Annotated in this window: 13 protein-coding genes; 7 read left to right on the top strand and 6 right to left on the bottom strand. The window is 70.7% G+C overall.

Annotated elements, in window-relative coordinates:
• Positions 1 to 55 precede the first annotated feature (55 nt).
• From FSB78_RS16055 to FSB78_RS16065, 3 genes are all read right to left on the bottom strand, one after another.
• Complete coding sequence (locus FSB78_RS16055; RefSeq protein ID WP_147083563.1) at positions 56 to 427, bottom strand: winged helix-turn-helix domain-containing protein; 372 nt, start codon at positions 425 to 427, stop codon at positions 56 to 58.
• A 1-nt stretch (position 428) separates the two neighbouring features.
• On the bottom strand, positions 429 to 635 hold the full coding sequence (locus FSB78_RS16060) for a TOBE domain-containing protein (RefSeq protein WP_147084266.1): 207 nt from the start codon (positions 633 to 635) through the stop codon (positions 429 to 431).
• Positions 636 to 768: 133 nt separating this feature from the next.
• Entirely contained in the window at positions 769 to 1,857 is a 1,089-nt protein-coding gene (locus tag FSB78_RS16065) for an alkene reductase (RefSeq protein WP_147083564.1), read from the bottom strand.
• A gap of 132 nt (positions 1,858 to 1,989) precedes the next feature.
• Between FSB78_RS16065 and FSB78_RS16070 the strand changes: the two genes are divergently transcribed.
• The 5 genes from FSB78_RS16070 to FSB78_RS16090 all read left to right on the top strand — a co-directional run bounded on the left by FSB78_RS16070 (position 1,990) and on the right by FSB78_RS16090 (position 7,266).
• Positions 1,990 to 2,643 carry a COQ9 family protein gene (locus FSB78_RS16070; RefSeq protein ID WP_147083565.1) on the top strand — a complete coding sequence of 218 codons (654 nt, stop codon included), beginning with the start codon at positions 1,990 to 1,992 and terminating at the stop codon, positions 2,641 to 2,643.
• Positions 2,644 to 2,855: 212 nt separating this feature from the next.
• Entirely contained in the window at positions 2,856 to 3,119 is a 264-nt protein-coding gene (locus FSB78_RS16075; protein WP_147083566.1) for a FeoA family protein, read from the top strand.
• Between the two features lies 1 nt (position 3,120).
• Entirely contained in the window at positions 3,121 to 4,998 is a 1,878-nt protein-coding gene (gene feoB / locus FSB78_RS16080; RefSeq protein WP_147083567.1) for a ferrous iron transport protein B, read from the top strand.
• A 171-nt stretch (positions 4,999 to 5,169) separates the two neighbouring features.
• Positions 5,170 to 5,736, top strand: a complete 567-nt coding sequence (ssb, locus tag FSB78_RS16085; RefSeq protein ID WP_147083568.1) for a single-stranded DNA-binding protein — start codon at positions 5,170 to 5,172, stop codon at positions 5,734 to 5,736.
• A 6-nt stretch (positions 5,737 to 5,742) separates the two neighbouring features.
• Positions 5,743 to 7,266 (top strand): sensor histidine kinase, encoded by a 1,524-nt coding sequence (locus FSB78_RS16090; RefSeq protein WP_422396713.1) that lies wholly within the window; start codon positions 5,743 to 5,745, stop codon positions 7,264 to 7,266.
• 10 nt (positions 7,267 to 7,276) lie between these two features.
• On the opposite strand, the gene FSB78_RS16095 is transcribed toward FSB78_RS16090, so the two are convergent.
• The 3 genes from FSB78_RS16095 to tsaD all read right to left on the bottom strand — a co-directional run bounded on the left by FSB78_RS16095 (position 7,277) and on the right by tsaD (position 10,963).
• Positions 7,277 to 8,896 carry a family 43 glycosylhydrolase gene (locus FSB78_RS16095; protein WP_147083569.1) on the bottom strand — a complete coding sequence of 540 codons (1,620 nt, stop codon included), beginning with the start codon at positions 8,894 to 8,896 and terminating at the stop codon, positions 7,277 to 7,279.
• 73 nt (positions 8,897 to 8,969) lie between these two features.
• On the bottom strand, positions 8,970 to 9,941 hold the full coding sequence (locus FSB78_RS16100) for an NAD(P)H-dependent glycerol-3-phosphate dehydrogenase (RefSeq protein ID WP_147083570.1): 972 nt from the start codon (positions 9,939 to 9,941) through the stop codon (positions 8,970 to 8,972).
• Complete coding sequence (gene tsaD / locus FSB78_RS16105; RefSeq protein WP_147083571.1) at positions 9,938 to 10,963, bottom strand: tRNA (adenosine(37)-N6)-threonylcarbamoyltransferase complex transferase subunit TsaD; 1,026 nt, start codon at positions 10,961 to 10,963, stop codon at positions 9,938 to 9,940. Before tsaD ends, FSB78_RS16100 begins: the two co-directional genes overlap by 4 nt.
• 79 nt (positions 10,964 to 11,042) lie before the next feature.
• Between tsaD and hemC the strand changes: the two genes are divergently transcribed.
• Positions 11,043 to 11,951: a hydroxymethylbilane synthase gene (gene hemC, locus FSB78_RS16110; protein ID WP_147083572.1), complete on the top strand. Its 909-nt coding sequence runs from the start codon at positions 11,043 to 11,045 to the stop codon at positions 11,949 to 11,951.
• Positions 11,948 to 13,564 (top strand): uroporphyrinogen-III synthase, encoded by a 1,617-nt coding sequence (locus FSB78_RS19565; RefSeq protein WP_242008347.1) that lies wholly within the window; start codon positions 11,948 to 11,950, stop codon positions 13,562 to 13,564. The genes hemC and FSB78_RS19565 overlap by 4 nt, the downstream gene beginning before the upstream one ends.
• The last annotated feature ends 24 nt before the right edge of the window (positions 13,565 to 13,588 follow it).

The raw sequence follows: 13,588 nt of genomic DNA on the forward strand, positions 1-13,588 counted from the left end.
GTTCGTTCGTATATAGAGCGAGCCGACAAATCCTACCTGCGTCGAAATCGCGCGTTCAGGCGGGTGGCAGCGGCTCTGGGCGCAGGTGGGAGAGGAGCCGCGCATAGGCCGGCTGATCGGCGATCACGGCGGCGTGCTGTTCCATTTCGCGATAGGCGGCGAGCACTTCGGTGCCCGCCGGGGTGATCCGCGCTCCGCGCTCGCGGCCGCCGCCGCGGAGCGTCTCGACCAGCGGCGGATCGAAGCAGCGGTTCATCTCGTCGACCAGCATCCACGCCCGGCGATAGCTCATGCCGAGCGCCTGCCCAGCGCCGGTGATCGATTCGTGGACGATGATCGCCTCGAGCAGATCCGCCTTGCCCGGGCCGATCGCCGGCGCGTCGCCACAGGCGACCTGCAGCTTCAGCCAGAGCGGCCCGAGCTTCACGTTACTTCCCGATCATCACGTCGCTGGCCTTGATGATCACGGTGACCGTCTCGCCCTCGGCAAGCCCAAGGTCCGCGATCGCTTCCTCGGTGATGTTCGCGGTGACGATCGTGCCGTTACCGATATCGACCTTGATCGACCCGTTGACCGCGCCGGGGGTGATGCCGACGATGGTGCCGGAAATCTGGTTGCGCGCGCTGATCTTCATCATGGTCCTTCCTGCAGCCACGCCATATCGACGCGTTCGCCGGTGCTGTACCCGCTGCCGCCTTCGACCGCTACGGCGCAGGCCGCGGCGTACCCCGTCATGCCGGACCTGGTCCGGCACGACGGGGTGAGGCTCAGGCGTCCGCGGTCTGCAGCGCCGGGTAGTCGATATAGCCCTCGGGCCCCTGGCTGTACCAGGTCTTCATGTCGTCCTGGTTGAGCGGTGCGCCGGTGCGCAGGCGCTCGGGCAGGTCGGGGTTGGCGAGGAAGGTACGGCCGAACGCGATCGCGTCCGCCACGCCCGAATCGATCGCGGCCTGCGCCTCGTCGACGGTGCGATAGTCCGAGTTGAGCACCAGCGGGCCCGAGAAGACCTCGCGGATCTGGGGGCTGATCTTGGGCACGTCGGTCTTGCCGAAGGTACCGTCGGGGCCGGGCTCGCGCAGTTCGAGGAAGCCGATGCCGATCTCGGACAGCGCCTTGGCCGCCGCGGTGAACAGCGGGATGGGGTTGCTGTCGTTCACGCCCTGCGAATCGCCGTTGGGCGACAGGCGGATCGAGGTGCGGTCGGCGCCGATGACGCTCGCAACGCGCTCGGTCACTTCGCGCATCAGCCGGATGCGGTTCTCGATGCTGCCGCCATAGCGATCGTCACGGAAGTTCGCATTGTCGCGCAGGAACTGGTCGATCAGATACCCGTTCGCGCCGTGGACCTGGACGCCGTCGAACCCGGCGGCCTTGGCGTTCTTCGCGGCGAGCTCGTAATCGGCGAGCAGGCGGGGGATCTCGTCGGTCTCGAGCGGACGCGCGGTCTCGAAGTCCTGCTTGCCCTCATAGGTATGCGCCTGGCCCGCGGTCGCGGTGGCCGAAGACGAGACCGGCTGGCCGCCGATCACCGACGAATGGACCTGGCGGCCCATGTGCCACAGCTGGACGACGATCCGGCCGCCGGCGGCGTGGACCGAATCGGTGACGGGCTTCCACGCGGCGACCTGCTCGTCGGTCCACAGGCCCGGCGCGAACGGCCAGCCGAGACCTTCGCGGCTGATCCCGGTGGCTTCCGAGATGATCAGCCCGGCGCTGGCGCGCTGCGTGTAATAGTCGACCATCATGTCGGTCGGCACCGCGGCCTTGTCGGCGCGGCCGCGGGTCAGCGGTGCCATGAGGATGCGGTTCGGCGCGGAAATCGCGCCCAGTTGGATCGGATCGAAGAGGTTCGGCATGGGGGCTCCTTAGTGCCTGACGGGGGCAAGATAGGACGCTAAGGGTCGGGTCGCATCGCCTGTGGGCGAAAGAATAACTTGGGGCCGTTGCGCACTGCACCATGGTGCCCATCTGACTGGTCGGGAGACAGCATGACCGAAGACCTGACGCTCGACGAGATTCGCGACCGGCTCGCACCCGGCATCGCCGCCAATGCGGCGTTCGACGGCTGGGGCGACGCCGCGCGCGACATGGCGGCCGAGGGTGCCGGGATCGATCCCGACGTCGCGGCGCTCGCCTTTCCCGGCGGCGCGGTGGACATGATCGACGCGTGGTTCGCGAGCATCGACGCCGCGATGGCGCAGGCGCTGCCGCCGGAGACGCTCGCGACGATGAAGATCCGCGCGCGGATCGCCGCCCTGGTCGAGGCACGGATCGATGCGGTCGCGCCGTACCGCGAATCGCTGCGCCGGGCCCTGGCGATCCTCGCGCTGCCGCAGAACGTCGCGCGCGGCGCGAAGCTCGGGTGGCGCACCGTCGACGGCATGTGGCGCGCCGCGGGCGACGTCGCGACCGATTACAACCACTATACCAAGCGCACGATCCTGTTCGGCGTCTACGGCGCGACGATGACCGTGCTGCTCGACGACGACAGCGAGGGGCAGGCGGACACGCGTGCGTTCCTGGCGCGGCGGATCGACGGGATCATGGCGTTCGAGAAGGCCAAGGCGGGCTTCCTCGCGCGGACCGCCAACCGGCCGAGCCTGTCGCGGTTCGTCGGGCGGTTGCGGTACCCGGTACGGTAGGGACGAAGGGGGACTCGGACCAAGCCACCACCCCGGCGGAGGCCGGGGCCCAATTGGAAAGGTCCTCGTGATGGACGACCGGCCTTCGTCACGTCCGTTCCCCAATTGGGCCCCGGCCTGCGCCGGGGTGGTGGTGGGATCGGCATTGTCTATCACGGTTGCGAGCACTCGGGGCTTTCCCTTTCCTCCCGTTACTGATAATCAGTCGCATCATGGATAGCCCATACAGCCTCGAAACGCTTCCCCGCCGCCAGCACGGCATTGTCGCCGCGATCGACTGGGCGCGGCTGGCGGGTCCCGAGGCGCGGCGCCTGCGCGAACTCGGGTTCGACGAGGGCGTCGATGTCGAGGTGCTGCACCGCGCGGTGCTGGGCCGCGGCCCGATCGCGTGCCGGATCGGCCGGATGACGGTGGCGCTGCGCCGCGTCGTCGCCGGCGCGATCCAGGTATCGCCAGCGCACGCTCCCGCCGAGTAGCATGAACGCTGCACCATTGGTGGCGTTGGTCGGCAATCCCAATGCCGGCAAGAGTGCGCTGTTCAACGCGCTGACCGGCGCGCGGCAGAAGGTCGGCAATTATCCCGGCGTGACGGTCGAGCGGAAGGCAGGGCGCCTGGTGCTCGACGACGGCCGCCCGGTCGAGCTGGTCGACCTGCCCGGCGCCTACAGCCTCGAACCCTCGTCCCCGGACGAGCGCGTCACGCGCGACGTCGTCACCGGCACGCAGGACGGCGAACGCCTGCCCGACGCGCTGGTCGTCGTGGTCGATGCCTCCAATCTCGACAACCACCTGCGCTTCACGCTGCAGCTGATCGCGCTGGGCCTCCCGGTCGTGGTCGCGCTCAACATGGTCGATCTCGCCGAGCGCGACGGGTTGACGCTCGACGCGGACATATTGTCGCGCGAGCTCGGCGTGCCGGTGATCCCGACCGTCGCGGTGCGGCGGCGCGGGCTCGACGCACTGCGCGCCGAGCTCGGCAGCATCGTCGTCAACGGGCCGATGCGGCTGCGCGCCTCTACCGGCGCGGCGCAGGAGGACATCGTCACGCTGCAGCGTCGCGCACGGCGGATCGCCAATGCGGCGACGGTGTCGGAGACCAAGGTCCGTCGCTGGACGCACATGCTCGACGCGGTCGCGCTGCACCCGGTCGCGGGGCCGATCCTGCTGCTCGTCGTGATGTTCACGATGTTCCAGGCGGTGTTCAGCTGGGCGCAGCCGTTCATGGACGTGATCGACGGCGGCTTCGCCTGGCTGCAGGCGACCATCGCCGCCGAATTCGCGCCGTCGCTGCTCCGCTCGCTGATTGCGGACGGCGTAATCGCGGGCGTCGGCGCGGTGATCGTGTTCCTGCCGCAGATCCTGATCCTCTTCCTGTTCATCCTCGTGCTCGAGGCGAGCGGCTACATGGTGCGCGCCGCGTTCCTGATGGACCGCGTGATGGCGAGCGTCGGGCTGTCGGGGCGCGCGTTCATCCCGCTGCTGTCGAGCTTCGCCTGCGCGATCCCCGGGATCATGGCGACGCGGACGATCGACGACGAGAAGGACCGTCTGACCACGATCCTGATCGCACCGCTGATGACGTGCAGCGCGCGGCTGCCGGTCTACACCCTCATCATCGGCGCGTTCATTCCGAACACGCAGGTGCTGCCGTTCGTCGGGCTGCAGGGGCTGGTGATGCTCGGGCTCTACGTCATGGGCATCCTCGGCGCGTTCGTCGCCGCGCTGGTGCTGCGCCGGACGGTCACCAAGGGCGTCTCGTCGGGCTTCATGATGGAGATGCCCAAATATCAGTGGCCGCAGTGGCGTGACGTCGCGATCGGGCTGTGGAGCCGCGCGCAGATCTTCCTCAAGCGCGCCGGCGGGATCATCCTGATCTCGACCGTGATCCTGTGGGTGATGCTGAGCTTCCCCAAGCCGCCCGAGGGCAGCAAGGTCTCGAACGTCGATTATTCGGTCGCCGGGCGGATCGCCAACGGCATCGCGCCGGTGTTCGCGCCGATCGGCTTCAACCGCGACATTGTGCTCGCGCTGATCCCGGCGATGGCGGCACGCGAGGTCGCGGTGGCGGCGATCGGGACGGTGTACGCAATCGACGATCCCGAGAGCAACCAGGGCGGCCCCAATTCTGAGAACCGCGCGATGATCGACAATTTGCGCGGCCGCTGGAGCCTGCCGACCGCGCTCGCCTTCCTGATGTGGTTCGTGTTCGCGCCGCAGTGCATTTCCACGATCGCGGTCACCCGGCGCGAGACGAATGGGTGGAAATGGCCGGCCTTCATGGTTGGCTATTTGTTCTGCGCGGCGTACATCATGGCCGGCATCACATACTGGCTGGCGGTCCTCGCCGGCCTGTAGGTTGGTGCTGTGAGCGGCGTCCATTGCCGTTCAAGGCGTAGGACTTAGCCCTTCTCCTCAGAAGCGATTGCCCCTTCCAACAGGGTAATCCGCGATCTAGGCCCTACGCCACATCCCCTTATTCGTTTATGCTCTATCGAGCAATTGAACCTTACCAGTGGAGTTCTGGCCGTGGCAGGCAGCGTCAACAAGGTCATCATCGTCGGCAATCTGGGGCGCGACCCCGAGAGCAAGGCGTTCCAGAACGGCGGCAAGGTCGTCAACCTGCGCATCGCGACGTCCGAGTCCTGGAAGGACAAGATGTCGGGCGAGCGCAAGGAAAAGACCGAATGGCATTCGGTCGCGATCTTCAACGAAGGGCTCGCCAACGTCGCGGAGAAGTATCTGCGCAAGGGCTCGAAGGTCTATATCGAGGGCGCGCTGCAGACCCGCAAATGGCAGGACCAGTCGGGCGCGGACAAATATTCGACCGAGATCGTGCTGCAGGGCTTCAACAGCGTGCTGGTGATGCTCGACGGTCCCGGCGGCGGCCAGGGTGGCGGCGGCGGGGCACGCGGCGGCGGCGGTGACGACTGGGCCGGCGGCGGCAACGACTTCGGCGGCGGCGGTTACGGTGGCGGTGGTGGCGGCGGCTATGGCGGCGGCGGCGGAAGCCGTGGCGGCGGCGGTGGCGGTGCACCGGCCGGTGGCGCGCGTGGCGGCTTCTCGGACGATCTCGACGACGACGTGCCGTTCTGATCCGACGTGGCCGTCGATAGCGATTTGGGACCTGAGGAGGCGATCCGCACGCGCGTGATCGCCTCCTATGATGTCGCCGGCGCGCGCGTCGCCGGGCAGCTCGACGATCTCGTCGCGTTCGCCGCGGAACTGTGCGGCGCGCCGGTCGCGCTCGTCAGCCTGGTCGAGGAGGAATATCAGCGGTTCCTGGCGCGCGCCGGGACCGACCTGCTCGCGACGCCGCGCAGCCAGTCCTTCTGCGCGCACGCGATGCTCGGCCATGACGTGATGCAGGTGCCCGATGCGCGCGCCGACCCGCGCTTCGCCGACAATGCGCTGGTCACCGGCCCGCCGTTCATCCGCTTCTACGCGGGAGCACCGCTGGTCTCGAGCGAGGGCGTGCCGCTCGGCGCGCTCTGCGTGATCGATTCCGAGCCGCGCGCCGCGCTGACCCCGTTGCAGCATCGCGGACTGCGGATCCTCGCAAAGGCGGCGATGGGCCGCCTCGACGATCGCCGCGTCGCGCGCGAACAGGGCATGGCCGAGGCCGAGTCGCGCCGCGTGCTCGAGGCCAGCGACCTGAAATTTCGCACGCTGGCCGACACCATGCCGCAGATGGTCTGGTCGACGCTGCCCGACGGGTTCCACGATTACTACAACGCACGCTGGTACGACTTCACCGGCGCGCCCGAGGGGACGACCGACGGCGAGGGCTGGAACGGGATGTTCCATGTCGAGGACCAGGACCGGGCCTGGGCCGCGTGGCGGCATTCGCTCGCCACCGGCGAACCCTATGCGATCGAATATCGCCTGCGCCATTTCGACGGCACCTATCGCTGGGTGCTCGGGCGCGCGCTGCCGGTGCGCGACGCGGACGGCGCGATCATGCGCTGGTTCGGGACGTGTACCGACATCCACGAACAGAAGCTGGCCTATGAGGAGCGCGAGGTCATCAGCCAGGAGCTGAGCCACCGCATCAAGAACATCTTCGCGGTGATCTCGGGGCTGATCGCGTTCGCGGCGCGCGGCAAGCCCGAATTCGCCGCGACCGCGGCCGACCTGCGGCACCGCATCACCGCGCTGGGCCGCGCGCACGACTTCGTCCGGCCGCACAGCGCGGGCTCGCGGCCGACCGCGCGGCAGGACAGCCTGCACGGACTGCTCGCCGACCTGTTCGAACCGTATCAGCAGGGCGACGGCACGCGCCTGATGGTGGTCGGCGACGACGTCCGCGTCGACGACCGCTCGGCGACGCCGATCGCCCTGCTGTTCCACGAGCTCGCCACCAACGCGACGAAATACGGCGCGCTCAGCACGGCGGCCGGGACGGTCCAGGTTACGATTTCGGCGGGGACCGAAACCGTGCTGGTCACCTGGTCCGAACTGGGCGGCCCGACGCTCGAGGCGCCGGCGGGGCGTGCCGGGTTCGGCAGCCAGCTGATCGAGCTCAGCGCGGTGCGACAGCTGGGCGGCACGGTCGAGCGCGACTGGCGTCCGGAGGGGCTGGTGATGGAGATCGCGGTCCCGACGAACGCGCTGAGCCGGGCGTAGCGCGCGGGCGCTACAGCGCCGTGAAGCGGAAGTCGCGGAAGCGCGCCTCCCCGGCCCCCGCCGAATAGAGTCCGGGCCGCAGCATCAGGAACCCGCCGCGGACATTGTGGTGGTAGCCCGAGACTTCCATCCCGCGATCGAAGCGCTGCCAGCTGCGGCCGTCGTCGCCGCTGGTATGGATCGCGACGATATGCCGCGTGTTGGTGATGCGGATCCGCATGCGGCGGCCATGCGGGTTGGCCGGGCGGCCGCGCTCGATGCCGTATTGGTGCGTCACGAACCGGCGCTCGTCGAAGCCGAGCCCGCAATAGAGCTTGTCGTCGTAGAACAGGATCAGCCCCGCGGTGCCGCCCGGCGCGATCTCGATATCGCAGTCGAACCGATAGGCCTGGTCCCCCGCGGTCAGCAGCAGCGGTGACGAATCGCTCGGCGCGGTCCCGGCGGCCCTCAGCACCAGCGCGCGGCCTTCGACGCGGACACGGTCGCGCTCGGTGGGTGTCGGGCGGAAGAAATTCCACCGCGCGCCGAGCTTCAGCGTCGCGAAATCGTCGGACAGCGGTTGGCCGTGCGGTACGGCCGTCCCGCCGCGCGGCTTGGCGATCGGTGCGGACAGGTCGCCGCCCGTCGTCCGGAACCAGCCGTCCGCGGTCCAGCGGATCGGATCGAGCAGCGCCTGCCGCCCCAGCGTCCAATAGCCGTTCTCGAACCCGTGATAGACCGACCACCAGCTGCCATCGGGGGCCTCGACCAGCGAGGCATGCCCGCGCGACCACCATTTCTCGTCGGTCGAGACGGTCCGCACCACCGGATTGCCGGGATCGTTGACCCAGGGCCCGTGGATCGAGCGCGAGCGCGCGACGATGACCATGTGCCCGGTCGGCGGCCCCGCGGTGCCGCCGACCGCGGTGATCATGTAGAACCAGCCGCCATGCGCGACGATCTTGGGTCCTTCGGGCGAGAATCCCTCAACGTCCCAGTCGTCGGGATAGCGCCACGGATCATAGACATGCTCGACCGCGCCGACCGTCGACAGCCCGTCGGGGGCAAGCCTGATCCGGTCGCCGCCCGACAGGAACAGCCAGCGCGACCCGTCCTCGCCGACCGCATGGCACGGGTCGATATGCGCGTGCAGCCCCAGGTCGACGGGGTCGCTCCACGGGCCGTCGATATGGTCCGCCCAGATCACGAAGATGCTGTTCGGGCTCGCCTTGACCGGGATGTAGAGGAAATAGCGGCCGGCATGCTTTTCCAGGCTGACGGCCCAGACCGAACCGATGTTGCGCGTCAGCGCAGGCCCGCGCGGTTGCCAGTTCACTAGGTCGCGCGAATGCCAGATCGTCAGCCCCGGATAGCTGTCGAAGCTGCTGAACGTCATGTAATAGTCCGCACCGTCCTTCAGGATGGCGGGATCGGGATGGTCGCCGGCAAGCAACGGGTTCAGGAACCGGCCGTCGTCCAGATCGCAGACGCGCTGGCCGTCGAAACCGCGGCGCCAGCCGGGAGCGGGGGCGGGTACGGGTACGGGCGCCGAGCCGGTCGGGCGGCGGGCAGCCAGTGCGTCGACAGGCGCTGCCGCGGCGACGCCGCCCAGCACGACACCGTTCAACAGGTCGCGGCGATTGATGGTCATGGCCTCTCCTTGCGCGCCGCTCTCCCGTCGGCACTGCGACGCTACCGCACGATGGTCGCCGATGCCACCGGTGTCAGCCAACCTCGCCCTTGAGCGGCCGCGCGAGCAGGTCGCCGATCACGTCGCCGACCGCGGCGCCGTCGAGCAACCGGCACACTGCCTCGGTGATCGGCATGTCGACGCCGGCATCGCGGGCGGCGTCGTGCAGCACGGGCGCAGTGAACGCGCCTTCCGCGACGGTGCGGCGGTCGGCGAGCAGCGTCGCGGCGGACTCGCCGCGGCCGAGCCCGACGCCCAGCGAGAAGTTGCGCGAGCTCGTCGACGAACAGGTCAGGACGAGGTCGCCCAGCCCCGACAGCCCGGCGAGCGTTTCCGCTCGCGCGCCGCGCGCGAGCCCGAACCGCGTCATCTCGGCAAAGCCGCGCGCGATCAGCGCCGCGCGCGCATTCTGGCCGAGCCCCGCGCCCTCGACCACGCCGCAGCCGATCGCGAGCACGTTCTTCACCGCGCCGCCGATCTCCGCGCCGATCACGTCGGTGGTCGCATAGGTCCGGAAATGCGGCACCGCGAGCCGTGCCGCGAGCGCCTCGCCGAGCGCGGGATCCTCGCAGGCGAGCGTCACCGCGGTCGGCATCCCGCCCGCGACCTCGTGCGCGAAGGTCGGGCCCGACAGCACCGCGATCGGGGCGTCGGGGTGCACCGCGCGCGCGACCTCGCCGATCAGCCGCTTGCTGCCCGCCTCGATCCCTTTCGCGCACAGCACCAGCGGGATGCGGCCGACCGGCGCCGCCGCGAGCACCGCGCCGACATGCTGCGCCGGTGCCACGACCAGGAGGAGGTCGCACGCGGCGAGCTCGGCCAGGTCGCCCGTCGCGCGGATCGCGGGGTCGAGCGCGCAGCCGGGCAGGAACAGCGCGTTCTCGTGGCCCGCGTTGATTCCTTCGACCACCGCCTCTTCGCGCGCCCAGAGCAGCACCGCGCTGCGCTGCGCCGCGACCTGCGCGAGCGCGGTGCCCCAGGCGCCGCCGCCGATGACGCCGATCATGCCTTCACCCCCGCACCGCGTACCGTCTCCGCCCCCGGGTCGAGCGGCCATCGCGGGCGCGCGGCGACGTCGAGCGGATCGGTGAGCCCGGCGGCGAAGCGCTCCGCCCCCGCCCAGGCGATCATCGCGGCATTGTCGGTGCACAGCCACAGCGGCGGCGCGACGAAGCGCAGCCCGTGCGCGGTCGCCAGCGCCTGCAACGCCGATCGCACCGCGCCGTTCGCCGCGACCCCGCCCGCGACGACCAGCGCGGTCGCGCCGTGGACGCGCCCCAGCGCCCGGGTCGTGCGATCGATCAGGCAGTCGACCACCGCGGCCTGGAACGACGCCGCCAGGTCCTCGGGGGTGTAGTCGCCCGCCGCGCGCGCGACCGCGCTTTTCAGCCCCGCGAACGAGAAATGCGGTTCGGCCGATCCCTTCAGCGGACGCGGCAGCGGCACCGCCTTCGGATTGCCCAGCGCCGCCGCGCGCTCGACCGCCGGACCGCCCGGAAAGCCGAGCCCCAGTATCTTCGCGGTCTTGTCGAACGCCTCACCCGCCGCATCGTCGATCGTGGTCGCGAGCCGGCGATAGCGCCCGACGCCCTCGACCAGCAGCAGCTGGCAATGCCCGCCCGAGACGAGCAGCAGGAGGTACGGAAACTCCAGATCGGAGTCGGACAGCCGCGGGCTGAGCGCATGGCCCTCCAGATGGTTGACCGCGACCAGCGGTTTCCCTGCTGCGTGCGCGAGCGCCTTGCCCGTCACCAGCCCGACCATCACGCCGCCGATCAGCCCGGGCCCCGCGGTCGCGGCGACCGCGTCGACATCCGCGAGCGTCAGCTTCGCATCGGCGAGTGCCGCGACGATCAGCGGCTCCAGCGCCTCGACATGCGCGCGCGCGGCGATTTCGGGGACGACGCCGCCGAACGGCGCGTGCGCGGCTTCCTGTCCGAGCAGCCGGTGCGCGAGAACCTGGCGGTCGCCGGTCACGAGCGCGGCGGCGGTTTCGTCGCAGGAGGATTCGATGCCGAGGATGATCATGGGCGCCACCCTATCGCCACCGTCGAAGCTTGTCCCCCTCAGGCTTGTCGAAGCCCGCGGGCTTCGTCATGGTCGGGGGATGGCTCGTTTCCGGCTCGGCACGCGCGGTTCGCCGCTGGCTCTCACCCAGGCGGGGATGGTCCGCGACGCGCTGTGCGCCGCGCATGGCTGGGTGCCCGAGGACATCGAGACGGTGGTGATCAAGACCACCGGCGACCGCGTGCAGGACCGCGCGCTCGCCGAGATCGGCGGCAAGGCGCTGTGGACCAAGGAGCTCGACCGCGCACTGATGGCGGGCGAGATCGACGCGTGCGTGCATTCGATGAAGGACGTCGAGACGATCCGGCCAGAGCAGATCCGCATCGCCGCGATGCTGCCGCGCGCCGACGTCCGCGACCGGCTGATCGGCGCGGAGCGGATCGAGGACCTGCGCGACGGTGCGGTGGTCGGCACGAGCTCGCCGCGCCGCCGCGCGCAGCTGCTGCGGTTGCGCCCCGATCTCGACATCGTGCTGATCCGCGGCAATGTAGATACGCGGCTCGCCAAGGTCGCGGGCGGCGACATGGACGCGACGTTGCTGGCGGCGGCGGGGCTCGACCGGTTGGGCCGCGACGAGTGCGGGCATGCGATCCCGACCGACGTCATGCTGCCGGCGCCTGCGCAGGGCGCGGTCGGGATCGAGGTGCTCGCCGGGAGTACTGCACACGCGATCGTCGAGGCGATCGACCATGCCGACACGAGCGCGTGCGTGCGCGCCGAACGTGCGCTGCTCGCACGGCTGGGGGCGGACTGCCATTCGCCCGTCGCGGCGCTCGCTGCGCTGGCGGGCGAGACGCTCAGTCTGCGCGCCGAACTGATCGCCGAGGACGGGGCATGCGACGTCGCCGGCTCCATCGAGGGGGCGCTCGGCGACGATCTGGGCACCGCGCTCGCGGTCGACCTGCTCACGCGCGCACCCGACAGCGTACGGCGGCTGTTCGCGGCGTGAGCCGTACCGTCGTGGTGCTGCGGCCCGCGCCGAGCGATGCCGCGACCGCGAACCGTCTGCGCGCGGCTGGCCTCAGCGTCCGGCAACTCCCCTTCTTCGCCGCCGCGCCGGTCGCATGGACCGCGCCCGCGCCCACGGCGTTCGACGCGCTGCTGGTGACCAGCGCCAATGCCGTCCGGCATGGCGGACCGGGGCTTGAAGCGCTGAAAGGCCTGCCCGTCGTCGCGGTCGGGGCGGCCACCGCCGCCGCCGCGCGCGCCGCCGGCTTCATGATCGCAAAGACCGGCGAGAGCGATGCCGCGGCGGCGGTCGCGCTCGCGCGCGAGGCGGGGTTCGCGCGGCTGCTTCACCTCGCGGGGCAGGACCGCGCGCCGACCGGGGAGGGCGTCACCGCGGTCACCGTCTATGCCAGCGATCCCGCGCCCGTCGGCGAGGCGGACGTCCGCGCGCTGTCGGGCTGCGTCGTCCTGCTGCATTCCACTCGCGCCGCGCAGATGCTTGCCGCGCGGGTGTTCGAGACCGAACGCGCCGCCATCGCGCTGGTGGCGCTGTCGCCCGCCGTCGGGGCGGCCGCCGGCGAGGGCTGGGAGAGCGTCGATATCGCCGCCGAACCGAGCGACGACGCGCTCGTCCCGCTCGCTGCGACGCGCGCGATTGACCGGGCGTCCGCGGGCGGGGATAAGCACGCCATGACCGACTACGTGCCGACCCAACAGCCGCGCGGGGCCAGGCTTGGCACCATCCTGATCTGTATCGCGCTGGCGTTCGCCGCGGGCCTCGCGCTGATGGGCTATGCGATGCACCGCGGGTGGCTCGGCGGCGGCACGCCCGCGGCCACCGTCGTCGAAAAGCCCGCGACCAGCACCGGCTATGTGCCGCAACAACCGCTCAACGCGAACGGCGAGGCACCGGCGGCGACCGCCGCGCTCGATCCGGCGATGCTGGCGACGCGCGAGGCCGCGCTGGCGGGGCAGCTGGCAGCCCTCGAGGCGCGCACCGCCGCGGTCACGATCGACGCGTCCGCGGCCAGCGGCCAGGCGACTCGCGCCGAGGGGCTGCTGGTCGCGTTCGCGGCGCGCCGCGCGATCGATCGCGGGCTGCCGCTGGGCTATCTCGAGGAGCAGCTCCGCCTGCGTTTCGGCGCCACCCAGCCGCGCGCGACCTTCGCGGTGATCCAGGCCGCGCGCCAGCCGGTGACGATCGAGGACCTGCGCAAGGGCCTCGACGACATCGCGCCCGAGATCACCGCGGCGACCGGCGACACCTGGGGCGCGACGCTGCGACGCCAGATCGACCAGCTGATCGTGCTGCGCCGCTCCGACACGCCCTCGCCGATGGCCGCCGACCGCCTTGCACGCGCCCGGCGCCTGCTCGAGGGCGGCCAGGTCGAGGCGGCTCGCGCAGAGGTCGCCCGGCTGCCGGGCGCGCGCGACGCCGGCAACTGGATGGCGGCGGCGACGCGCTACATCCAGGCGCGCCACGCGCTCGACGGGATCGAGAACGCCGCGATCCTGGGGCAGGTGGGCCAGCCGAACCCGGCGCCAGTTGCCGCGGCTGCGCCGACGGTCGAGCCAGTCGTCGAGACGCCCGCCTCCGCTACGCCGGTACGCTGACGCAAATCGAGGTCAGGCACGGCG

The organism is Sphingomonas ginsenosidivorax (assembly GCF_007995065.1).
Classification (GTDB): domain Bacteria; phylum Pseudomonadota; class Alphaproteobacteria; order Sphingomonadales; family Sphingomonadaceae; genus Sphingomonas; species Sphingomonas ginsenosidivorax.

Excerpts from the sequence above, each read along its gene's own strand:
- FSB78_RS16060 (WP_147084266.1), bottom strand. The coding sequence starts at position 635 with ATGAAGATCAGCGCGCGCAACCAGATTTCCGGCACCATCGTCGGCATC.
- FSB78_RS16065 (WP_147083564.1), bottom strand. The coding sequence starts at position 1,857 with ATGCCGAACCTCTTCGATCCGATCCAACTGGGCGCGATTTCCGCGCCG.
- FSB78_RS16070 (WP_147083565.1), top strand. The coding sequence starts at position 1,990 with ATGACCGAAGACCTGACGCTCGACGAGATTCGCGACCGGCTCGCACCC.
- FSB78_RS16075 (WP_147083566.1), top strand. The coding sequence starts at position 2,856 with ATGGATAGCCCATACAGCCTCGAAACGCTTCCCCGCCGCCAGCACGGC.
- feoB (WP_147083567.1), top strand. The coding sequence starts at position 3,121 with ATGAACGCTGCACCATTGGTGGCGTTGGTCGGCAATCCCAATGCCGGC.
- FSB78_RS16095 (WP_147083569.1), bottom strand. The coding sequence starts at position 8,896 with ATGACCATCAATCGCCGCGACCTGTTGAACGGTGTCGTGCTGGGCGGC.
- FSB78_RS16100 (WP_147083570.1), bottom strand. The coding sequence starts at position 9,941 with ATGATCGGCGTCATCGGCGGCGGCGCCTGGGGCACCGCGCTCGCGCAG.
- tsaD (WP_147083571.1), bottom strand. The coding sequence starts at position 10,963 with ATGATCATCCTCGGCATCGAATCCTCCTGCGACGAAACCGCCGCCGCG.
- hemC (WP_147083572.1), top strand. The coding sequence starts at position 11,043 with ATGGCTCGTTTCCGGCTCGGCACGCGCGGTTCGCCGCTGGCTCTCACC.